General features: G+C 50.2%; 19 protein-coding genes and 1 other RNA gene. 19 read left to right on the forward strand and 1 reads right to left on the reverse strand.

Translation table 11 applies throughout. The features are described 5' to 3' along the window. Nucleotides 1–2: 2 nt before the first annotated feature. Together ftcD and LQZ19_RS14330 are read left to right on the forward strand one after the other, a co-directional pair. Complete coding sequence (ftcD, locus tag LQZ19_RS14325; RefSeq protein WP_411048358.1) at nucleotides 3–899, forward strand: glutamate formimidoyltransferase; 897 nt, start codon at nucleotides 3–5, stop codon at nucleotides 897–899. A gap of 9 nt (nucleotides 900–908) precedes the next feature. Then, entirely contained in the window at nucleotides 909–1,535 is a 627-nt protein-coding gene (locus tag LQZ19_RS14330) for a cyclodeaminase/cyclohydrolase family protein (protein ID WP_411048359.1), read from the forward strand. A gap of 178 nt (nucleotides 1,536–1,713) precedes the next feature. Here LQZ19_RS14330 and LQZ19_RS14335 read toward each other — a convergent pair whose 3' ends face one another. After that, nucleotides 1,714–2,703: a GntR family transcriptional regulator gene (locus tag LQZ19_RS14335; protein WP_411048360.1), complete on the reverse strand. Its 990-nt coding sequence runs from the start codon at nucleotides 2,701–2,703 to the stop codon at nucleotides 1,714–1,716. Between the two features lie 289 nt (nucleotides 2,704–2,992). Between LQZ19_RS14335 and LQZ19_RS14340 the strand changes: the two genes are divergently transcribed. The 17 genes from LQZ19_RS14340 (at nucleotide 2,993) to LQZ19_RS14420 (ending at nucleotide 21,841) form a co-directional block, all read left to right on the forward strand. Then, complete coding sequence (locus LQZ19_RS14340; RefSeq protein ID WP_411048361.1) at nucleotides 2,993–3,928, forward strand: alanine-tRNA synthetase second additional domain-containing protein; 936 nt, start codon at nucleotides 2,993–2,995, stop codon at nucleotides 3,926–3,928. An 8-nt stretch (nucleotides 3,929–3,936) separates the two neighbouring features. Then, complete coding sequence (locus tag LQZ19_RS14345) at nucleotides 3,937–4,776, forward strand: fumarate hydratase (protein WP_411048362.1); 840 nt, start codon at nucleotides 3,937–3,939, stop codon at nucleotides 4,774–4,776. Continuing rightward, on the forward strand, nucleotides 4,776–5,354 hold the full coding sequence (locus tag LQZ19_RS14350) for a Fe-S-containing hydro-lyase (RefSeq protein ID WP_411048363.1): 579 nt from the start codon (nucleotides 4,776–4,778) through the stop codon (nucleotides 5,352–5,354). Before LQZ19_RS14345 ends, LQZ19_RS14350 begins: the two co-directional genes overlap by 1 nt. A gap of 22 nt (nucleotides 5,355–5,376) precedes the next feature. Next, entirely contained in the window at nucleotides 5,377–5,856 is a 480-nt protein-coding gene (locus tag LQZ19_RS14355; protein ID WP_411048364.1) for a YkgJ family cysteine cluster protein, read from the forward strand. Between the two features lies 1 nt (nucleotide 5,857). After that, entirely contained in the window at nucleotides 5,858–6,799 is a 942-nt protein-coding gene (locus LQZ19_RS14360) for an MBL fold metallo-hydrolase (protein ID WP_411048366.1), read from the forward strand. Between the two features lie 3 nt (nucleotides 6,800–6,802). Further along, nucleotides 6,803–7,903: an endolytic transglycosylase MltG gene (gene mltG, locus LQZ19_RS14365; protein ID WP_411048367.1), complete on the forward strand. Its 1,101-nt coding sequence runs from the start codon at nucleotides 6,803–6,805 to the stop codon at nucleotides 7,901–7,903. Beyond that, on the forward strand, nucleotides 7,903–9,708 hold the full coding sequence (gene dnaG, locus LQZ19_RS14370) for a DNA primase (RefSeq protein WP_411048368.1): 1,806 nt from the start codon (nucleotides 7,903–7,905) through the stop codon (nucleotides 9,706–9,708). Before mltG ends, dnaG begins: the two co-directional genes overlap by 1 nt. Then, nucleotides 9,708–11,477 (forward strand): RNA polymerase sigma factor RpoD, encoded by a 1,770-nt coding sequence (gene rpoD, locus LQZ19_RS14375; protein ID WP_411048369.1) that lies wholly within the window; start codon nucleotides 9,708–9,710, stop codon nucleotides 11,475–11,477. The genes dnaG and rpoD overlap by 1 nt, the downstream gene beginning before the upstream one ends. Nucleotides 11,478–11,535: 58 nt before the next feature. Further along, nucleotides 11,536–12,378 carry a zinc ribbon domain-containing protein gene (locus tag LQZ19_RS14380; RefSeq protein ID WP_411048370.1) on the forward strand — a complete coding sequence of 281 codons (843 nt, stop codon included), beginning with the start codon at nucleotides 11,536–11,538 and terminating at the stop codon, nucleotides 12,376–12,378. Nucleotides 12,379–12,384: 6 nt separating this feature from the next. Beyond that, nucleotides 12,385–12,805: RNase P RNA component class A (rnpB, locus tag LQZ19_RS14385), an RNA gene on the forward strand. A gap of 46 nt (nucleotides 12,806–12,851) precedes the next feature. Beyond that, nucleotides 12,852–13,823 carry a tetratricopeptide repeat protein gene (locus LQZ19_RS14390; RefSeq protein ID WP_411048371.1) on the forward strand — a complete coding sequence of 324 codons (972 nt, stop codon included), beginning with the start codon at nucleotides 12,852–12,854 and terminating at the stop codon, nucleotides 13,821–13,823. Between the two features lie 11 nt (nucleotides 13,824–13,834). Further along, nucleotides 13,835–14,860: a rod shape-determining protein gene (locus LQZ19_RS14395; protein WP_010258482.1), complete on the forward strand. Its 1,026-nt coding sequence runs from the start codon at nucleotides 13,835–13,837 to the stop codon at nucleotides 14,858–14,860. Between the two features lie 6 nt (nucleotides 14,861–14,866). Further along, nucleotides 14,867–15,730, forward strand: coding sequence for a rod shape-determining protein MreC (gene mreC, locus LQZ19_RS14400; RefSeq protein WP_411048372.1), 864 nt, complete (start codon nucleotides 14,867–14,869; stop codon nucleotides 15,728–15,730). Next, complete coding sequence (gene mreD, locus LQZ19_RS14405; RefSeq protein WP_411048373.1) at nucleotides 15,723–16,226, forward strand: rod shape-determining protein MreD; 504 nt, start codon at nucleotides 15,723–15,725, stop codon at nucleotides 16,224–16,226. Before mreC ends, mreD begins: the two co-directional genes overlap by 8 nt. Continuing rightward, nucleotides 16,223–18,151, forward strand: a complete 1,929-nt coding sequence (gene mrdA, locus LQZ19_RS14410) for a penicillin-binding protein 2 (protein ID WP_411048374.1) — start codon at nucleotides 16,223–16,225, stop codon at nucleotides 18,149–18,151. The genes mreD and mrdA overlap by 4 nt, the downstream gene beginning before the upstream one ends. Further along, on the forward strand, nucleotides 18,148–19,458 hold the full coding sequence (gene rodA / locus LQZ19_RS14415; protein ID WP_411048375.1) for a rod shape-determining protein RodA: 1,311 nt from the start codon (nucleotides 18,148–18,150) through the stop codon (nucleotides 19,456–19,458). The genes mrdA and rodA overlap by 4 nt, the downstream gene beginning before the upstream one ends. Nucleotides 19,459–19,501: 43 nt before the next feature. After that, entirely contained in the window at nucleotides 19,502–21,841 is a 2,340-nt protein-coding gene (locus tag LQZ19_RS14420; RefSeq protein WP_411048376.1) for a TIGR03936 family radical SAM-associated protein, read from the forward strand. The last annotated feature ends 82 nt before the right edge of the window (nucleotides 21,842–21,923 follow it).

The following is a 21,923-nucleotide window of genomic DNA, read 5'->3' on the forward strand; positions in this document are numbered from 1 at the left end:
CTGTGGCGAAAATTGTAGAGTTTATACCAAATTTCAGCGAGGGCCGAAGGCAGGACGTAATAGATCTGCTGGTAAAGGAAGCCCGTAGTGTTCCTTCGGTGATGCTGCTGGATTATTCTTCCGATACCAGTCACAACCGCAGTGTGTTTACCATGGTCGGCGATCCTGCCGGCATCGCAGAAGCGGCCTTCCGGCTTTGTAAACTGGCCGGTGAAAAAATCGATCTTCGGGAACACCACGGCGAACATCCCCGGATGGGGGCGAGCGATGTATTCCCCTTTGTTCCGGTAAAAGAAGTGAGCGTAGCGGAATGTGTGGAATTGTCCAAGGCCGTTGCCGAACGTATCTGGAAGGAATTACATATTCCGAGCTTTCTCTATGAAAGTTCGGCGACCCGGCCTGAACGCACAAACCTTGCCACGGTTCGCAATGGTCAGTTTGAAGGGATGCCGGAAAAACTGCTGAAGGAAGAGTGGGCCCCGGACTACGGTGAGCGGAAGATTCATCCCAGTGCGGGAATCATGGCCATAGGCGCGCGGCCTCCGCTCATTGCGTACAACGTCAACCTCGGTACATCGGATATCAGGATTGCCAATGCTATTGCAAAAACCATCAGGGGTTCAAGCGGCGGTTACCAATACTGTAAGGCCATAGGGGTCATGCTGGCAGAACGGAATATAGCCCAGGTTTCCATAAACATGGTGAACTTTGAAGGAACGCCCCTGTACCGGGTATTCGAGGCTATCAGGGCCGAAGCAAAGCGCTGGGGGGTTACCATAATCGGCAGCGAGATAGTTGGGCTGACCCCCGTAAAAGCCCTGGCGGACTGCGCTGAATATTATCTGCAAATAGAGAACTTTGATTACAAAAAACAGGTTCTTGAAAATCATCTGCTCTAAGGGGTTTATATGCTCATAGATCTTCCGGTGCACGAATTTATACAGGACATGAAGTCCGATTCCCCGGCGCCCGGTGGCGGCAGCGCATCCGCCCTTGCGGGGGCGCTTTCCGCCGCTCTGGGAATTATGGTTACCAACCTGACCACCGGTAATACCCAATATGCGGGGGTCGAAAAAAGGATACGGGAACTGCGGACTGAACTGGAATCGGTTCTCAAGGATCTGGAGCGGTATGTTGATGAAGATACCTTTGCTTTTAATGATGTGATGGCCGCCTATAAACTTCCCAAAGAAGGCGATGAAGAAAAAGCAATCCGGCGGGATCGCATTCAGTCAAGCATGAAAACTGCCGCCGAACTGCCGCTGCTCGTAGCGGGCTCCTGTCTGCGGGCTTTGACAGCGGCGGTAGAATTACTGCGTATTGGTAACAGCAATGCCGCCAGCGACGCCGCTGTTTCAGGCCGCCTGGCCTATGCGGCGCTCTGGGGCGCCGTTTACAATGTGCGCATCAACCTGGGTTCCATCAAGGATGCTGAATTCAACCGGGATAAACGGGCGCAGATTACGGCTCTGTTAAAAAAAGGGGAGGAGCTTACCCTTGAATTGAGCCGCCTTGCGGATGAAAAAATGCCCTGAAAATTTCGCTGATCCCGGAAGCGATAAACTTACGAGGAATAACGAACCGCAAAGTCGAATAAGTTTTTAAAGGAAAACGTCCTCTTTCCCCCCTTCCTTCTTCGCCCTCTTCGCCTTTGCGGTTCGTTATTCCCCTTAAGTTCACGATGTTATGCATGGCTGGAATAGTACAGGTGTTTTAACTCTTATCCTGATTGGTCTGGTAAATCCGGTTGATCTTTTCTTCCAAATACAGCAGCGACCCCCGTTCAATGTTGTAAAGGTAATTAATAGGCATGTGACTTCCCAGACAGGATTTAAGGATTAGATCCTCCTCCGGTGATGTAAAAAGAGAATAATTGGGCGGCAGGATCAGACGGTCGCATTTCTTTATCATCTTGGCCAGACTGTCCCCATCGTTAAAGTAGGTTTTCAAAATGGGATATTTCAGCTTACAAAATTTATCACAGGTGTTGAGGATGAGCTGGGCAAAACGCCGGCTGGCACAGGCGATACCTACCCGTGTATCCGTAGGTATGGTCGCCAAATCCACAGCGGTATTCACGGCTACGGTCATGACCAGCCGGACGGGCTCATAGCCCGGCGCTATCTTGCCGCACAGATCCTCGTAGTGGGTTGGGGTGGTTACCACCAGATCCGTGGCTGGATCAAAGGGGGCCGGCGACTTGAGAAGATCCTCCAGGTGGAACCTGCTAATATCCGTGTGGGGAAGCCCCAGTATCTGTTCAGACATGGCGCTTAAGGCTTCGGGGCAGCAGTCTACCGCCGCCACACTTACAAAGCGGACATGCTGCTCCCTTTCCCGCAGCTTCAGATCCAGGAAAATCCGTGTATCCTGGGGAGAAAAGGAAAGCTCTTGCATACGGTTCAGAAGGGAGTCGATGGCGTCCATGGCCTGAGCTTTAGCCCCCTCGCCCCTGGTTTGCTTTGGGATGCTGACGAAGGTACCGCTCCCCCGGGTTTTTCTTACAAGTTCCGTCTGCTCCAACGCATCGTAGGCATGTTTTATGGTACCCTGGGAAATACCGCTTTCAATTGCGAACTGGCGTACCGTAGGAAGTTGGTATCCGGGGGGTAGGCTGCCCCTGGTTATAGCCCCGGAGATCTGCTCCACAATTTGCAAATAGATAGGCATATCAGACGAATTATCAATATGTATCTGTAACATTTTCACCCTACTTTATTAATTGATATATATCAATTTGTACCATATTTTTGATTTCGTCAACAATTATTTAGTATAATTCTCAAATATATGTCTATATCTTTGTCGAAATGGCGCCGGCGGGGGCGGTGAATCCCCATTGCGGGATATTCTGGAATTCCCCCCCGGAGAAGACCCGAAGGGGCTTCATAGGGGGATTCTACAGGCATCCCGCAGTGGGGATTCACCACCCCCGCCGGCGTCTTTGCCACAGGGTTCTTCATTTTTTCAGGATATTGTATTATCCTGAGTCATGCCTTATTTAGATCCGATACAAAAAAGCTATCTCTATTCGGTTTTCTTTGCCCCCCGGGGTTTTGAACGCATGGCCGATCTTGGGATGCAAATAGCCCAGCAGTACCTAAGTCCTTTTGACAAACTTATTGGCCTGGTGGGACTTGCGGGCTCCGGTAAAAGCATGATGATTAAGGGCATGTTTCCCGGCCTGGAACTGGTAAACGACGACGACGGGGTAAATATCCGTCCCCTGCCCCTGCTTGAAGCGGGGGAGGAAACCACCCGGTTTTACAGCGCCCATACCTATCATGTGGATATCCATTTTGAGGCAGCCTTTACCCAAATGCACGTATTGGCTCAGGCGATTCTTGACGCGCTCAATCTGGGGAAGCGGGTGGTGGTGGAACACTTTGATCAGATCTATCCCTTCCTCAACCGTAACGCCCATCTCCTCATCGGCATCGGTGAAGAGGTAATTGTCACGAGGCCAACCCTCTTTGGGCCTGAACCCCAGGATATCGCGGGTATTGTTTTTAAATCCCAGCCTTTCCGGCGCATGACCCATTCTGCGGAGGATCTCTGCGAATTCGTCATGCGTAAGTACGGCCTTACGGAACCCTTTATCCATTCCGATGTCCGCCATGGTTTTATATTCAGCTTTCAAAAAAAACCAAAATTGGAAATCGGCCTTGATGAGGTGGAGCAGGAAGTAAATCACATGATTGCTGCGGATATCACCATCTCCTTTAAGGACGATACCCATATCCATATTGGAGATGTATTGTGGCTTTGCCACGGTCCCCGGATGCATGTCCGTAGTACCGGTGAAATAAAAAAATTCAGCCTGAACAGGGAATACCTTACGGAACCCATCACCGGGCGTTTCCTCCTGGTGGGGCTCGTGGGCGACAGGGTGGATCAGACAATGAAGGATTTGAATAAGATAGGGTAGGAGTACTTATGCGGATTGTAAAGGCGGCATTGCTCACGGAGGCGGTAAAACGGCTCTGTATAGGGGCTAACCGGAACCTGCCTCCGGATGTGCGGGAATGTATCAGAGATTTTCGTTTAAAAGAAACCTGGCCCGTGGCTCAGGACGTATTGGATAAGATCATCGGCAATTTTGAGCTTGCGGGGGAAAAGCAGGTTCCCATATGCCAGGACACGGGGATGGCCTGCGTGTTTTTGGAGCTGGGCGCCGATGTCCATATTGAAGGGGATTTGAACGCCGCCATTAACGAAGGTGTGCGTCAGGGCTATCAGGAAGGCTACCTCAGAAAATCTGTGGTAGGGGATCCCCTAAGGCGGGTAAATACCGGAGACAATACCCCGGCTATGATCTCCATAGATTTTGTGAGCGGAGATAGTATCACTATTACGGTGGCCCCCAAGGGCTTTGGCAGCGAGAATATGAGCCGGATCAAAATGCTCCGCCCCTCCGACGGGGTGGAAGGGGTGATAGACTTTGTGGTTTCCGCCGTGGAAGAGGCGGGGCCCAACCCCTGCCCGCCTATTGTGGCAGGGGTTGGTATAGGCGGTACCTTTGACAAGGCGGCCCTGATTGCAAAAAAGGCCCTGCTCCGCCCCCTGGGGACCCATAACGCCGACCCCTATTACGCGGATCTGGAAAAAACGCTGCTGGAGAAAATCAACGCCCTGGGTATAGGGCCCCAGGGATTCGGCGGGTATACCACCGCCCTTTCCGTGGCGGTAGAAACCCTGCCCACCCATATTGCGGGGCTGCCCTGTGCGGTAAATATCAACTGCCATGTTTGCCGCCATGCCCGGGAGATAATCTGATGGAATACCATATTGACCTGCCCCTAACCATGGAAAAATCCGCCTCCCTCAAAGCGGGGGACAGGGTTTATTTAAACGGGATCATCTACACCGCCCGGGACGCCGCCCACCAGCGGCTCGCTGCACTGCTGGACCGGGGCGAACCGCTTCCCTTTCCTCTGGAGGATTCTGTTATTTATTATGTAGGCCCCACTCCGGCTGCTCCGGGAGCAATTATCGGCTCCGCAGGACCTACCACCAGTTACCGCATGGACGCCTATGCTCCCCGTCTGCTCAGCCTTGGGCTTCGGGGCATGATAGGGAAGGGTAAGCGCTCCAAAGAGGTGATCGACGCCATGCAGAAAGCCGGGGCGGTCTATTTCGGGGCCATAGGCGGCGCGGGAGCCCTCCTTGCCCAATGTGTCCTGGAAGCGGAACTAACCGCCTTTGAAGACCTGGGCGCCGAGGCTATACGCCGTCTTAGGGTCAAGGACTTTCCCGTGGTAGTAGTCATCGACAGCAAGGGAAACAACCTCTACGAGCAGGGCCGCCGGTCCTACCTAAATCAACTGCTTGTAAATAAACCTGTTTTAGGGTAAGAATAGTCTCCATGGAGCCGCTATGCCGGTAGACAGACCTTTTTATGCCCAGGGACTTCGTTTTTCCTGCGCCCGTTGTTCTGAATGCTGCCGGATCGATCCGGGTTTTGTATTTTTACGGAAAAAAGATACGGAAATTCTGGTTTCGGCCTTAAAAATGAAATATACTGAATTTGTGGAGTTTTATTGCCGGTGGGTACCCGATTTAGATGGGGTTGAACAGCTTTCCCTAAAAGAAAAAGCTAATTTCGATTGTATTTTCTGGAAGAATGGATGTTCTGTATATGAAGCTCGGCCTCTGCAATGTCGAACTTTTCCCTTCTGGCCGTCCATTCTCCAATCTACCGATTCCTGGGAAGCCATGAACTGCCCGGGAATGAGAAAGGGGGCCTTGCATTCCATGATGGAAATAGAATCAATCCTGACCCGGCAGAAAGCGGAGCCTTTTATTAAGCGAGCTGTCGTTTTCGATAAAGCTATTAAAAAATCGGGGGAAATATAGAATGCGCATCCAATTTTGGGGTGTCCGCGGGTCCCTTCCGTCACCGCAATTACCATCGCAGATAAAGAGCAAGGTTTTTGCTATTCTGGAACGGCTCACTCCGGAGGACCTTCTTAGCCCCGAAAGCCGGGAACGTTTTATCTCGGAATTGCCCCCTTGGCTTTTTGGAACCGTTGGGGGGAATACACCCTGCGTATCCCTTAGCAACGGGGATCCCAAGAATCGTATTATTTTTGACTGCGGTTCCGGCCTTAGGGAAATGGGTATCGCTATGGCCAGGGAAAAACCCTTCCCCACCCATTACGATGTCTTTCTTTCCCACCTGCACTGGGATCATATCCAGGGGCTGCCGTTTTTCGGCCCCGCATACGATCCTACGGTAACCATCGATTTCTACTCCCCCATGAAAAACCTTGAAACCGCCCTCTCCGGGCAGATGAGTTCCCCCTATTTCCCGGTCCATATGCAGTCCATGGGTTCCCAAAAGGATTTTCATCTCCTGGAAGCGCCTTCAGTCATAGGGGATATGGTTATTACCTATAAAAAACTCAGCCATCCCGGGGATTCTTATGCCTTCAGGGTTACGGACGGAAAAAACCGGTTTATTTACGCCACCGATACGGAGCTTTCCACTGAAGTTTTTATAAAAAATGAGGAAAACGCCTCTTTTTTTGAGAATGCGGATCTGGTGGTAATTGATTCGCAGTATACCCTGGGGGAGGCGATTACCAAATACAATTGGGGTCACAGCGCCTTCAGCATGGGAGTCGATTTTGCCGCAAACTGGGGGATAAAACACCTGGTTCTTTTTCACCACGATCCTACTTATGATGACCGAAAACTCTTCAACATCCTCCAATCTGCCCGGTGGTATATGGAGCGGATGAATATCAGGGGGATAGAGATATCCCTCGCCATGGAAGGAATGGAGATAACCCTCTAAGTCATGGCAAGGAAACATACTACTCGTTTCGTCATTACGATAGTCAGCATCCTGCTGGGAACCCTCCTGTTTTTTGCCGCCCTGATCGTGGGGTGCCTTATCTATTTTAATAGCCCGCCGGATAAGCCCCCGGTAATTACCCAGGATGATCCTACCCTCAGAATCGATGAATCCGGCGCTAACCCTTTGGGTCAAACGGTCCGGCTGGAGCTTCGGCCGGGGGAGAGTGTCCGCTCCGTGGGGCAGCGGATGGAAGATGCGGGGATTATCCGGAACCGGTATTTCTGGGAGTTACTTTCCCATGTGGATAAGGAATACCTTAAGGCGGGGATCTACAGTCTTTCCCTTCCGGCAAGTCAGATGGAAATTCGTTCCGTCCTGGTTTCCGGTAAGCAGCTCCTAATCCGGGTTACGATTCCCGAGGGGGTAACCCTTAAAAAGACCGCCCCAATCCTCGCCGAAGCGGGGATCTGCGCCGAGGAAGATTTTCTCGCCGCCGCTTCCAATAGGGAGACCCTGGACAGTTACCGGGTACCCGGGGCCACCCTGGAGGGCTACCTCTATCCGGACACCTACCTTTTCCCCGAAGCATATCCCGCAAACCTGGTGGTAAAGGCCATGGCGGATACCTTCTTCAAGCGTCTGGCGGAAATACAGCCGGAAGCCCTTTCCCTGTCCCCGGCGGAGCTCAATAACCGGGTTATCCTGGCCTCCATTGTGGAGCGGGAGTACCGGGTGGCAGAGGAGGCGGCGCTCATGGCCGGGGTCTTCTACAACCGCCTGCGCATCGGCATGGCCCTCCAGTCCTGCGCCACCGTGGAATACGTGATCACCGAAATCCAAAATAGGCCCCACCCGGAACGGCTCTTTGACCGGGATACGGAGATCCGTAATCCCTACAACACCTACATGGTTCCGGGCCTTCCGCCGGGTCCCATATCCGCCCCGGGAGCGGTGGCCCTGAACGCCGCCTTCCACCCCGTTTCCAGCAATTACCTCTACTTTAGGCTGGTAAACCCCGCCGAAGGCCGGCATTATTTTTCCGAAACCCTGGATGACCATATCCGGGCCGGGGTCCTCTACGTTAAAAGCAGGAATAGCTGATGCCGTATATTGCCGATTCAACCATCCGGGAGCTCAACGACAAACTGGATGCGGTGTCCGTGATAGGCGATTATGTACGGCTGGAAAAAAAAGGCGGGCGGTACTGGGGGCTCTGCCCCTTCCATAATGAAAAAACCCCCTCCTTTACGGTGAATCCGGACATGAAGGCCTACCATTGTTTCGGCTGCGGTAAGGGCGACTCGGTGATAAATTTCGTTATGGAGATGGATAAACTTTCGTTTCCCGAGGCCGTCGAAACCCTTGCCAAGCGTATGGGCATCGAAATAGTCTATGAAAACGCCGGCCTTCCCCAGAAGGATGATGGGAAAAGAGCCCGTCTTGATGAATTAGCCGAACTTTACCGCCGGGTAGCGGTCAGTTTTCATCATTTTTTGCTGGAAAAGTCCGAAGGAGAGGCGGCAAAGCAGTATATTATAGCACGAGGGATAAGTACAGAAATGATAGACCGCTTCCGTCTGGGCTATGCGCCTGCAAACAGAACCTGGCTTTATAAATTTTTATCTGATAAGGGCTATTCCGCGGGGCTTCTTGCCTCTTCCGGGTTGTTTTCAAAAAACTACAACCAGAGCGCCTTCTTTTCGGACCGGCTCATCTTCCCTATAGCGGATCGCCAGGGCCGGACCGTGGCTTTTGGCGGGCGTATTCTTTCAGGTGAAGGTCCCAAGTACCTTAATTCCGGGGAATCGGATGCATACAAAAAGCGGGAAACCCTCTTTGCCATCGATCTGGCAATACCGGAGATCCGTAAAACCAAGGCAGCCTATATTGCCGAAGGCTATATGGACGTGATAGCCCTGCACCAGGCGGGGATTACCAACGCCGTGGCCCCCCTGGGAACCGCCTTTACGGACGAGCAGGCCAGGCTCCTTAAACGATGGGCGGAGCGTATCTACCTGCTCTTCGATACCGACGAAGCGGGGCAGAATGCGGCCATAAAGGCCATTATGACCTGCCGGAAAAACGGCCTGGAAAGTTTTGTGGTAACCCCGGATATGGACGGCATGAAGGACCCTGCCGATATTTTGAAAAATTTCGGCGCCGAGTCATTGCAAAAAAGTGCGAAATGTTTTATAAATGACTTTGAATACCTTTTAAAAAGGAGTGAGTCTCTTTTTGATCTTTCCGATTCCATAGGGAAGTCCCGGGCGGTCGCTTTTTTGTTTCCGTATTTGAAAACCATGGATTCAGATGTATCCAGGGATTCCTGTATTGGGGCCATAGCGGATGCCCTGGGGGTTGAACGGCAGGCAGTTGTATCAGACTTCCGCCGCTTCAGTACCGGGCAGGGAGGAACAGTCCAGGCAAGTAGTGATTCCGCTTCTCAGCGGCCGCTTAGTCTGAATGATGAGCTTTTTCTGCTCACCGCAGTTTTGGTAAACCATGATTTGTACCCTAAACTGCGTTCGGCGCTTATTGTCGAGGATTTTGATGACCCTGCAGCCCGGGAGCTTTTTATAGCCCTGGAGGAATGGTTCAGGAACGATATGCCCGGAATGGATGATCTCCTATCCCGGATAAACGATGGAGCCTTGCGGAATTTCGTCATTCAGCAGGGAGTTTCGGAGGCGTTTTCCATAAACCCGGAACGGCTTGTAAATGACGGGATCAGGAAGGTAAGGCAAAAAAGGCTGGAGCGCAGACTGGCCAGGATTATTACAGAACTGCGGATCACAAAAAATGAGCAAAACCAGGATAAGTTCCCTAGGGGAAGCCGACTTGAGGATTTGCTCGCCGAAAAAGTGCATCTTGATGCCGAATTACGTCTACTTAAGGAAGCTAACTAATGACGGAATTGCGCACGCCGAATGTGGCTACGCCAGACATGGCGCTTGATCCTGCTGTTGTAAAGCTGATTGAATACGCAAAGGAAAAGAAAACCCTTTCCTATGATGAACTTTCCGATTTTTTGCCGGAGAATATCGTAAATTCCGACAAAATTGAACAGGTTCTTATCCTTCTGGACGCGAATAATGTCCAGCTTATTGATGAGGATATCCTGGGAGAGGATGAAGCGGAACCGCAGGTCCGGAAAAAGGAAGAGGCGGAGAAAAAACGCCTGGTCTACAACGAGAAGGAATCCTCGGTGGATGATCCCATCCGGCTGTACCTGAGGGAAATTGGAAAGGAAAATCTCCTTACCGCCGAACAAGAGGTGGAGCTGTCCAAACAAATGGAGAGCGGGGAAAATATTATCAAGGGTGTTATCAAGAAATCGGGGATGGTTATCCCTGAATTTTACCATATCGCCCAGCGGGCCTTTTCCAAGAAGGACCCCCGGGAATTAAGTCTTACCAAAAAGGAAGCCACCGAATACCTTACCGAACGCCGCCGCTTGAACCAGTTCTACAAGGAAACCCTCAGGGTAATCGGAGGGGATCTGAAGAGTTATATCGAAAACAAGCGGCGGATCATCACCCGGGGTGGGGATATTTTCGAGGATCAGGAGCTTAGCGGACTGAGGATCCGTATCCTGGAGGTGATCGAATCAGCGGAAATCCATCCGGAAGAAATAGTGGGCTTTTCGGATAAATTTGTCCAGGCTTCAAAAAAAATAAAACGTTATAAGAAAGAGCAGGAACGGATAGAAAAGCGGCTCCGGGTAGGTTCCCTCAAGGAATTGCGGGCTCTGGGCCGGGGTCTGACAATCAAAGAAGACCGGGAGCGGTTGGAGTCCGGCCTGGGGCTTACGTCCGACGAAATTAAGGAACTTATCCGGCATATCCAGGTTACGGAGAAAAAACTCCGCCAAATGGAATCGGAATTTGAGGAGTCTATCGAAGATATCAACCTCATGGCCAAGGAGATAAACCGCGGCCGGGTGATGATGAAAAACGCCAAGGACCGGCTTATCAAGGCCAATCTCCGGCTGGTGGTTTCCATTGCAAAGAAGTACACCAACCGGGGGCTTCATTTCTTCGATCTGGTCCAGGAGGGGAATATCGGCCTTATCAAGGCGGTGGAAAAATTTGAATACCGCAAGGGCTATAAATTCTCCACCTACGCCACCTGGTGGATACGGCAAGCCATAACCCGGTCCATTTCCGACCAAGCCCGGACTATACGGGTACCGGTTCACATGATAGAGCAGATCAACAAGGTTGTCCGGGAATCCCGGCAGCTTATGCAGGTACTGGGCAGGGAACCCTCGGACGAAGAAATCGCCGAACGGCTCGGCTGGACCGCTTTGCGGGTAAAATCGGTAAAGAACGTGGCCCGGGAACCTATCAGCCTGGAAACCCCCATAGGGGAGGAAGAGGATTCCCTGCTGGGGGATTTCATCGAGGACAAGGATGTGGAAAATCCGGCGAATCAGACCGCCTTTACCCTGCTCCAGGAGCAGCTTTCCGGGGTGCTTTCCACCCTGCCTGCCCGGGAGCAGGAGGTCCTCAAGATGCGTTTCGGTCTGGACGACGGCTATTCCCTCACCCTGGAAGAGGTAGGGCTCTATTTCAACGTTACCCGTGAACGGATCAGGCAGATTGAGGCTAAGGCTCTGCGGCGGCTGCGGCATCCCAGGCGGAGCCGAAAACTGAAGGATTATTTAGATCATTAAAGTCTTGATAAAATACTTTAACAAGTATGATTTTGTATACAAATGAAGGGGAATATACATGGTAATGGAAGATGTTTTTGAAAAGTTGCGGGCTCTGCAAGATATCCTGTCGGAAAAAATAACCTTGGAACGGGATATTCAGGAGATACCGAAACTACTGACCACCCAGGAAGAGCTTCTGTCCCGGCTTAAGAAATCTTTTATTGAAAAGAACCAGGATTATGAAAAGGCCAAGCTTTCCGAAGGGGATTTCAGGAATCTTCTGGCACTGGCGGAATCGGATCGGGAAAAAGCCGAAAAAAACATGGATTCCATCAGCACCCAGCGGGAGTATGAAGCCCTGGATAAGGAAATACGGGATGCCACCGAGAAGGAGCAGCAATACCGTAAGGAGCTTCAACGGGAGGAACGGGTTCTGGCGGATCTGGATGAACAGATGAAGCAGAACGCTTCTCTTATTGAGCAGCAGGAAAAGGAACTGATGGATCGCCGGGCGGGTAATGATGCGGAGGTCGCGGAAAAGAATTCCAAGGTTGCCGCTTTGGGGACGGACGAACAGGCCCTTATCCCCGGGCTTGATCCCGAGGTGCTCTTTAAGTTTGAACGGATCATCCGGAACAAGGGCGGCCGGGGTATTGTGGCTATCAAAGGCGGGGTCTGTATGGGCTGCCATATGATACTTCCCGCCCAGTTTGCCAATATGGTTCGTAAGCGGGAAGAAATTGTCTTCTGTCCCTATTGTTCCCGTATCCTCTTCTACGAAGAATCCGATCAGGGTGAAGAAGAATTCTTCGATAACGAAGACGCCGGTACCCTGGCCGACCTTGATGACATGGAAGACGACGAATATGATGAGGATGAGGAAGAAGAAGAAAAGGTCAATATCGACTACGAGGAGTAAATTTTAACGATGAACCAGGTTCCCGCACCGTGGATTGCTGCTTTTGCTGCAATAAAGCGGTGAGGAAAGTCCGGGCTCCATAGGGCATGATGCCGGGTAACTCCCGGGCGGCGGGGTGTAAGGTCCCGCCGACAGACAGCGCAACAGAAAGCAAACCGCCAAGGTATTTTTGGTTTACCAAAAATACCCGGTAAGGGTGAAAGGGCGGGGTAAGAGCCCACCGCGGGGGCGGCAACGTCACCGGCACGGCAAGCCTCATCAGGAGCAAAGTCAAGCAGCGTCCAGTGCCCACTGGTTTAGACGCGGGTAGACTGCTCGGGACCTAGTCCCGGGAGGCCGTCCGTAAGGGCGGTCCAAGATAGATGGGAACCGGAAATAGCCCTAAAGGGCTATTTTTACAGAACCCGGCTTATGGTTCATCGTTTTTTTCGTAATTGACTTTTTACCATAAATAGTGTTAGATCAATTAAAATATGTTTAACGAACGACCACGGTCCGAATATGGTCATCAGGCCCGCCTGAAGCAGACTTTCAAAACCGCCTTATTGGTTATATTGGCGATTATCCTCTGTATTTCTTTGGTTTTTGTTTTATATGGCTGGAAGAACAAGTTAGGGACTGAAAAAAAGGAACTATTACGTCTTTGGGATGAGGGCGCCTATGATAAAGCCTTTGAACAGAGTCGTACGGGGCTTGAGGAAAAGCCCATGGATTATTTTCTTTTAACCCTGCATGGGTTTGCATCATACCAGCTTGCCATTGCCCAGATCAATAATTTTGATACCCTCACTTATATTGATGAGTGTATTTGGTCCCTCAGAAAGGCACTCCAGGTAAAGAACGATGCTAATGACGGGCGCCTTCAGTATGTTTTGGGAAAGGCCTATTACTATAAAGGGACGGGATATGCGGACTTAGCCGTCCAGTTTCTCGAAGAGGCCCGGGATTTATCGTATAACGCCGTGGATATTCCGGAGTACCTGGGGCTTGCCTATGCGGCGATACAGGATTACCGGAGCAGCGTGGAGGCTTTTTCCCAAGCCCTGGTTCCGCAGGCAGATGATGGCGGAAGTACATCCGATTATCCTTCGGATCTGCTTCTTTTAGCCATAGCTCGTTCCTATATAGCCCTGGAGGAGCCGGAAACGGCAATGGCCTATCTTCTGCGCTGTATAGAAACATCCCGGGATTCCAATACGGTTATTGCCGGCCGGCTGCTTTTGGGAGATATTTTGGCTAAGGCCGGAAAACCGGAGGATGCGGAAGCGCAGTTTCAGGCTATATTGGATGAGGATGGTGAAAATGCCGAAGCCCACTTCCAGTTGGGTGAACTATATGAAGAACGGGGGAATAGAACCCGGGCTCGGGCTGAATGGCGCCGGGCGTGGAATATTGATTCTACCCATGCTAAGGCACGCGAGCGGCTTGCGCGCTTGTCTAATTAAGAGGAGGGCTTATGTTTGGAAGGAATTCTTCAGATATTGGTATTGATTTGGGGACCTGTAATACCCTGATTTATATACGCGGAAAGGGGATCGTCATCAACGAACCATCGGTGGTAGCGGTTGAGCGGGGGACTAAACGGGTGATGGCCGTGGGGACAGACGCCAAGCGTATGCTCTGGAAGACGCCGGAAAATATTATCGCCATACGGCCCATGCGGGATGGCGTAATTGCGGATCTTGAATCCACCGAAAAAATGATCCGGTACTTCATTTCCAAGGTACTTCCCCGGTACCGGTTTATAAAGCCCCGTATGGTTATCGGTATCCCCTCGTGCATCACCGAAGTGGAGCGCCGGGCGGTTGAGGAAAGCGCCTATAAAGCCGGCGCCCGTGAGGTGATGGTTATCGAGGAAAGCCTCGCCGCCGCTATTGGCGCCGACATTCCGATTTTTGAACCCGCCGGACATATGATCTGCGATATCGGCGGGGGGACAACGGAAATATCGGTCATATCCCTGGGCGGCATGGTGGTCACCAGCGCCATACGCCTTGGGGGCGATGAATTTGACGAGGCCATTATCAAACATGTTAAGAGTGTCCATAACCTCATCATCGGGGAGCAGACTGCGGAACGGCTTAAGATTGAAATTGGGAACGCCTCGCCGGATAAAACCATTGAGAAGGTCGAAATTAAGGGTACCGATGCTATTACCGGCCTTCCGCGGCGCTTAGAAATAGATTCTGTTGAGGTTCGGGACGCTTTGAAGGACCCGATTACCCAAATCGTCGATGAAATTAAGGCAACCCTGGGAAAAACTCCTCCGGAACTGGCGGCGGATATTGTAGAACGGGGTATCGTTATGACCGGCGGCGGCGCGCTTCTCAAGGGCCTGCCAAAGCTCATCTCCAAAGAAACCGGAGTCCCGGTAATCCTGGCGGAACATCCTCTGGATTGTGTCGCCCTGGGTGCGGGAAAATACTTTGAAAATGCCAGGGGTTTCAATAATACCCGCAGCATCTATGATGATCTAAACTAAAAGTTTATGGCGATGAACGGAGACCGCAGAGGCAAAGGCCGATTTACCGCAGAAGTCTATGTTTTCATAGCCCTTAGCCTGGTCTCTTTTTCTATACTCCTCTTTTCAACCCGCAGTTTTATTGTCGATTTTCGGGATGTGGGGCTTTCTCTTTTTTCCGGCATACGGGGGAGCATCTACGGTGTTTCTTCATTTGTTTCGAGAACCGTTCTCTCTGTTCAGGAACTTGCTACCCTGCGGCGGGAATACGCTGAATTGACGGATCGCATGACCCGGTATGAACAGCTTGAAAGGACCTCTACGGAGATCCGACAGGAAAACAACCGCCTCCGGGAACAGCTTGGCTTTGCGGAAACACTCCAGCTAAAGTATGTCCCCGCCCGGATAATAGGCCGCGATCCGGATAATCTTTTTTTGGCCCTGGTTATTAACAAGGGTAAGCGTGATGGACTTGAAAACAATATGCCCGTCATTGCATACCAGAACGGAATCCAGGCCCTGGTGGGTAAGGTTGTCCAGGCAGGGCAGTTTGAAAGCCTGGTCATACCGGTCTACGATTTGAACTTTTATGCATCCGCCAGACTTGCGGACTCCCGGTACGAGGGGTTAGTTGAAGGTCAGGGAAATCCGGAAAAAGCATTACTAATGCGTACCATCCCGAAACGGGCCCGTGATGAAATTAATTACGGAGATCAGATCATTTCCAGCGAAATAGGCGGGGTTTATCCCGCGGGTATTATCATAGGCAGGGTAAGTGGAATTCTGTACCAGGAAGGTGAAACTTCCCTGGCCGTAGAATTGGAGAGCGCCGTTGATTTTTCCCGGCTGGAATATGTATTCGTAATAGATGTGGAATCCATCAATGGGTAAGAATGTTATTTGGGCAACAATTTTTGCCCTCCTGGCGGCCATTCTTCAATCGACCCTGCTTTCCCGGTTGGCCATATACCATGCGGTGCCGGATATTGCCCTGGGGATCCTGGTCTTCAGCGCCTACAATAACGGTACCATGACCGGACAGCTTACGGGATTTTCTTCCGGCCTTCTTTTGGATTTTATCTCCGCTGCCCCCCTTGGACTTAATACCCTTGTACGAACCATCGTGGGCGCCTCTGTGGGACTTATGAAGGGAACCTTTTTTTTGGATACCCTGCTTCTTCCCATGGCCCTTTGCGGGGGGGCCACCCTTATAAAAGCTTTGTTTTTTTGGATACTCCACCTGTTATTTGCCCCAGCGGTACCGGCGTATGCTGCCCAGAGTCCCATCCTTTGGGTGGAATTTGCTCTCAACACTTTAATTGCACCCTTTTTATTCGCCCTATTAAAGTTATTTAAACCCCTACTGGTGGAAGGGAGAGATGGTTGATACGGCCAACAAATTTTCTCGAGGAAGATAAAAAACCCGAAAAACGGATATGGTTTCTCCAAATAATTTTTATTCTTATTTTTGTTGCCTATTCATCGCGGCTCTTTGCGATGCAGATCCTCAGTGGTGATGTGTATCGAACCCAAGCGGCGGCTATAGCCCGGAGGACCTCGGTTATTCCTGCCCAGCGTGGGGAAATCTTTGATCGTAACTATAATCAACCCCTTGTTCTGAACACGGATTCCTTCGCGGTAAGCATTACTCCGGCGGATGTTCCCCCGGGGGAAATACCAAATCTAATTGCCCGGGTTGCGGAGATTACAAAAATCAGCCGGCTACAGATTGAGGAAAGGATACCCTCGCAGTATTATTATCTCTATCAGCCTGTGGAAATTGCGGCCAATGTCCCATTTTCAACCATTGCCGCCCTGGCGGAACATCGGGATTCTCTTCCCGGGGTCTCCTGGCAATCCAAGCCCATGCGGAATTATGTTAATAATATCGGCAGCCTTGCACATATCGTAGGGTACGTGGGGAATATCACCCGGGATGAGCTTACCATGCTTTATAACCAGGGATATCAGCAGGGCGATGTGATTGGAAAGGCGGGTATTGAAAAGCAGTATGATGAAATACTGCGTGGAAAAGAAGGTTCGGAAACCCGGACCGTGGATGTTCGCGGCAGAAGGGTAGGGGATACCAATAACCTGCGCATCCCCCCCGAGATGGGAAAAAATCTTGTATTAACCATCGATAGTTCAATTCAAACCCTGGCGGAAAAAGCCCTGGGGGAGCGGATGGGAGCGGTGGTGGTTTCACGTCCCAGTACCGGAGAAATTCTCGCCATGGTCTCATATCCATGGTACGATCCCAATATTTTTAATAGCAATGAATTGGGGACCGAATATCAGTCGCTGATCAACGATCCTAACAAGCCCTTTATTAACCGGGCAATCCAGTCCAGCTATCCCCCGGCCTCAACCTTTAAAATCGTCATGACCACCGGGATTCTGACGGAAAATACCTTTCCCAGGGAGCAAACCATTGAATGTCCCGGCGAAATCTCCTATGGGGGCCGTAATTGGCACTGTCATATCAATTGGAACGAATATGGTCCCCGTCGTCACGGGCGGCTCAATCTGCAGCAGGCAATGGCACAGTCCTGCGATATTTATTTCTGGGCGGTAGGCCGGGATCATCTGGGTGTTGAGCGGATTAATTCCTATTCACGGCAATACGGTTTTGGGGAAATAACCGGCACGGATCTGCCCGGCGAAGTAGCCGGGTTTGTTCCCACCCAGCAGTGGAAGGATCGCCGTTTCCATGAACCATGGGTTCCGGGGGATACCATGAACATGTCCATTGGTCAGGGCTATACCCTGGTTACCCCCATTCAAATGGCCAATATGGTTTCCATGGTGGTTAATGATGGTGTCATCTATAAACCCCACTTACTCAAGGAAGTTCGGGATCCCCTTACGGGGGCAGTGGAAAAAGCCGTCAATCCCACGGTACTCCGTAAGAGCGATATTGATCACGATGTTTTTGAGACCGTCCGGAACAATATGCGCAGCGTTATGAGCGAAGGTACCGCACGATTCCCCCTGAATATAAGCGCCGTGGAGATAGCCGGAAAAACCGGTACCGGAGAAGTTGGGCCGACCCAGGGACGTCACTGGCATTCCTGGTTTGCAGCCTATGCCCCCTATAAAACTGATAATCCCGAAGAACAGGTGGTTGTATCTATTATTGTGGAAGCAACGAATACTTGGGAATGGTGGGCCGTCTATGCTTCGTCAATCATTTTTCAGGGGATCTTTGCAAAACAGAATTACGAAGATGCCGTTGCTGCGCTGGTTATCGATCAGGGACCTGTTTTTAGAGCGGTCGTGCAGGGGCAGCTCACGCAGGGGCGCGGGGAATGAAACTCCGGAATTTTCTTGAAATAGATTTTCCTCTTATTTTTTCTGTAATAATTCTGTCTATTTTCGGTATTCTTTTTATCTATTCATCCGGGGTAACCTCTGCGGGGGTTTTAGTTTCCAACGAATATATACGGCAGATAATCTGGGCTATTGTGGGGCTTATCGGCGCCTTAGTTATCGCCATGGTAGATTACCGGCGCTTTTATGATCTTTCAATCTATCTATATTTGGGTACCATAGCACTTTTGGCATACACCTGTTTGTTTGGCCGTTTGGTTAATGGAGCCCGGGCATGGATTGGAGTTGGATCATTCGGCATACAACCTTCTGAATTTGCCAAAATCACCACTATTATTTTCCTGGCCCAGTACCTGGACAATTCAAAAAGAAACAGAAATAGTTTTGTTCGCTTTTTCTTTTCTTGTGTCATTGTTTTTGTGCCCATGGTAGTGATCCTCCTGCAGCCGGATTTTGGCACATCCCTGGTATTTATTCCCATATTGCTGGTAATGACCTTTATCGCCGGTATGTCCCTGCGGTATGTGCTTTTTTTAGGGGCCTGTATTGTATTTACCGCCGTGTTTATGGTCCTGCCTCTTTGGCAGAGCTATATTTTGCGTCAATCCATGCCTTCTATGAATATCCTTAACAATACAAAATTTGTGATGATTACTGTCCTTGCCCTGGGTATTATTGCTGTCATCGGTCTTTTTGGTTTTTTACGGTATAAAAAAAGATATTTTTACTGGATCGTTTATTTCACCGCTATAATAATTCTATCTCTTGGGGTTTCGTTTTTTTCACATAAGGTTTTAAAAGATTATCAGATCATGCGGCTCATAGTATTCCTGGACCCCAATGTGGATCCCCGGGGGTCGGGGTGGAACATTATCCAGTCAATTACCGCCATCGGTTCCGGAGGTTTTATGGGCAGGGGTTATCTCCAGGGTACTCAAAGTCATTACCGTTTTCTGCCCCAGCAAAGTACGGACTTTATTTTTTCTATTTTCTCCGAAGAATGGGGCCTCCTTGGAGGACTTTTGGTATTCACCCTTTTCTTAATAATATGTCTGCGGCTTGTGCGGATCATGAAGACCACATCGGACCCCTTCGGTTCCTATATCGCCGCAGGCCTATCCGCCATGTATATCTTCCATTTTCTGATTAATGTGGGAATGACCATGGGGATCATGCCGATTACCGGTATCCCCTTACTGTTCATGTCCTACGGAGGATCAGCCCTAACCTCCGCCATGACCGGAATTGGCATAGCTTTGAGTATTTATACCAGAAGGTTCCAGCATTAAAACTGTTACCCATATAGACCCCTTAAAGCATCCTGGGGAATTATTGCTAAACGTAGAGAAGCCCGCCCGATATACCGGTGGTGAATATGGGCAGCTTGCCAAGCCGCAGTCTGTCTCGTTACTAAATATGCTCATTGCCTTTCCGGATCTGTATGAAATCGGCATGTCCAACCAGGCTTTCAGGATTATCTACAATGGACTCAATTCAATACCCGGAATTTCCTGTGACCGTGCTTTTGCCCCGGCGCCTGATTTTGAAGAACTCCTCCGTTCCAATAGTATTCCCCTCTATGGCCTTGATACCGGGATAAGCCTGGGCAGTCTGGATATTTTAATGTTTACCCTGGGATATGAATTGGGTATAACCGGAGTCCTCACCATGTTGGACCGGGGTTTTATTCCCCTTAAACGGACTGAAAGAGAGGAGGAGGACCCCATCGTAATTATGGGGGGCCCCTGTGTTTCCAATCCCCTGCCTTATGAACGCTTCGTCGACGCCTTTTGGATAGGTGAAGCTGAAGCCGGCTTCTTTGATCTTGCAGCAGAATTGCGGGATCTGAAACTGGCGGGAGCGGGAAGGGGGGAACTCCTGGAAAAACTCCAAGCCCATCCCTCTGTTTGGACCTGGGGAAAAAAACAGGCAGTTCGTGCGGTGGATTCCCACTTTGCATCCCGTCCGGCGGTCTTTCCGGTTCCCAGTATAAAAATTGTTCAGCACCACGGGGCGATAGAAATAATGCGTGGCTGTCCTAACGGCTGCCGTTTCTGTCATGCCGGTATCTGGTACCGCCCCATGAGGCAGAAGAGTGCAGATACAATCCGGCAGGAGGCGGCCGCTTTTATCAATATCGGCGGCTACCGGGAAATAAGTCTTTCTTCCCTGTCCACCGGGGACTATCAGCATATCGATTCCCTGGTAGGATCCCTGAACGATGAATACGCTTCCCGGCATATTTCCTTTCAGCTTCCCTCCCTGCGGGTATCAACCTTTTCGATGCCCCTGTTAGAAAAAGTGTCGGCGGTGCGAAAAAGCGGGCTTACATTTGCGGTGGAAACCCCCATAGAGGCCTGGCAGATGGCAATCAACAAAGAGGTAAGCAGGGATACTGTTGTGGCTATTTTGACCGAAGCCAAACGGAACGGCTGGCGGGGCGCCAAATTTTATTTTATGATAGGTCTCCCGGTGGGGGATAGTGAACGGAGCGAAGAACAGGAGATTGTGGAGTTTATCCTGGAAATTGCCCGCCGCACCGGGATGAATTTCAACATCAATGTGGGAGCTTTTGTACCCAAAGCTCATACGCCCTATCAGTGGGCAGCCCAGATTGATGCAAAAACAGCCCGGGCTAAGATTGAATATATCCGCAATACCTTAAAAAAGCGCGGTCACAAGGTTAGTTTTAACGATCCCTTTATAGCGGTAATTGAGGGAGTCCTGAGCCGGGGAAACGAACGGGTAGGGGAGCTTATCGAAAAAGCCTATGAGCAAGGCTGCCGCTTAGACGCCTGGGATGAATATATAAAGAAAGATGTCTGGGCCGATCTTTTAGAAACCCATGCTCCTTTGGTTCAGGCTATCCATACGGCCGGCAACTTAGAAGAGCCCCTGCCTTGGGATTGTATCAACAGCGGTACAGCGGCATATTTTCTTAAACGTGAGTATGAAAAATCAAACCTTAAAGAATTTACATTACCATGTACAAATAATTGTACTAATCCCTGCGGAAATTGTGCTAAGGAAACAAAGGTAGTATACAATAATATACATCATGATAATTTACATTATGATATACCCCTGCTAGATGAAGCTAAAAAACAAGACCCGATAACTCTGAGAATTCTATTTTCATTTGAAAAACAAGGTACTGCCGTTTTTCTGCCGCACCTGGCCTTGATTGAATTATTCTCCATGGCCTTTATGCGCGCTAATATTCCGATATTATTTACCCAAGGATATAATCCTACCCCAAGACTGGATTTTGCTTCCCCCTTATCATTGGGCATCAGGGCCAACGCTGAAATTGCCACCGTCGATTTAAACTTAAGTGAGGGCGCCGATTTTTCCGCAGAAGATTTTCTTAAAAAAATCAATAAGAATCTTCCCGGGGGCATTATTGTCAAAGAAGCCATAAAAGTCAAAATCCCTACGGGCAGCAAAAAACATTCGGTTCCTTCATTGCTCTGGGGCTTTGAATACCAAGCTCCGGAGAACGGTTCTGATTTTATCCCCGTATTGGAAGAAAAAAATTACCGCACCCTACGAATAAATCCGGGATACTCCATATTCAATTTAACCCGCAAAGCAGTCCTGGCGAAAAGCTTAGGGGATACAAGTAAGCACGACTCGTATTTTAACGTTTACCGGTCTCTTTATCCCGATTGATAAAAAAGACCCCCGATTAAACTAGACAGAATATACATTATAGCTAGTAAAATAGTCACATTAAAACCCCTACAGCCTTTTG

The sequence above is a fragment of the Treponema primitia genome (assembly GCF_046533075.1).
GTDB classification, from domain to species: domain Bacteria; phylum Spirochaetota; class Spirochaetia; order Treponematales; family Breznakiellaceae; genus Termitinema; species Termitinema primitia_B.

Excerpts from the sequence above, each read along its gene's own strand:
- LQZ19_RS14330 (WP_411048359.1), top strand. The coding sequence starts at position 909 with ATGCTCATAGATCTTCCGGTGCACGAATTTATACAGGACATGAAGTCC.
- LQZ19_RS14335 (WP_411048360.1), bottom strand. The coding sequence starts at position 2,703 with ATGTTACAGATACATATTGATAATTCGTCTGATATGCCTATCTATTTG.
- LQZ19_RS14340 (WP_411048361.1), top strand. The coding sequence starts at position 2,993 with ATGCCTTATTTAGATCCGATACAAAAAAGCTATCTCTATTCGGTTTTC.
- LQZ19_RS14345 (WP_411048362.1), top strand. The coding sequence starts at position 3,937 with ATGCGGATTGTAAAGGCGGCATTGCTCACGGAGGCGGTAAAACGGCTC.
- LQZ19_RS14350 (WP_411048363.1), top strand. The coding sequence starts at position 4,776 with ATGGAATACCATATTGACCTGCCCCTAACCATGGAAAAATCCGCCTCC.
- LQZ19_RS14355 (WP_411048364.1), top strand. The coding sequence starts at position 5,377 with ATGCCGGTAGACAGACCTTTTTATGCCCAGGGACTTCGTTTTTCCTGC.
- LQZ19_RS14360 (WP_411048366.1), top strand. The coding sequence starts at position 5,858 with ATGCGCATCCAATTTTGGGGTGTCCGCGGGTCCCTTCCGTCACCGCAA.
- mltG (WP_411048367.1), top strand. The coding sequence starts at position 6,803 with ATGGCAAGGAAACATACTACTCGTTTCGTCATTACGATAGTCAGCATC.
- dnaG (WP_411048368.1), top strand. The coding sequence starts at position 7,903 with ATGCCGTATATTGCCGATTCAACCATCCGGGAGCTCAACGACAAACTG.
- rpoD (WP_411048369.1), top strand. The coding sequence starts at position 9,708 with ATGACGGAATTGCGCACGCCGAATGTGGCTACGCCAGACATGGCGCTT.
- LQZ19_RS14380 (WP_411048370.1), top strand. The coding sequence starts at position 11,536 with ATGGTAATGGAAGATGTTTTTGAAAAGTTGCGGGCTCTGCAAGATATC.
- LQZ19_RS14390 (WP_411048371.1), top strand. The coding sequence starts at position 12,852 with ATGTTTAACGAACGACCACGGTCCGAATATGGTCATCAGGCCCGCCTG.
- LQZ19_RS14395 (WP_010258482.1), top strand. The coding sequence starts at position 13,835 with ATGTTTGGAAGGAATTCTTCAGATATTGGTATTGATTTGGGGACCTGT.
- mreC (WP_411048372.1), top strand. The coding sequence starts at position 14,867 with ATGGCGATGAACGGAGACCGCAGAGGCAAAGGCCGATTTACCGCAGAA.
- mreD (WP_411048373.1), top strand. The coding sequence starts at position 15,723 with ATGGGTAAGAATGTTATTTGGGCAACAATTTTTGCCCTCCTGGCGGCC.
- rodA (WP_411048375.1), top strand. The coding sequence starts at position 18,148 with ATGAAACTCCGGAATTTTCTTGAAATAGATTTTCCTCTTATTTTTTCT.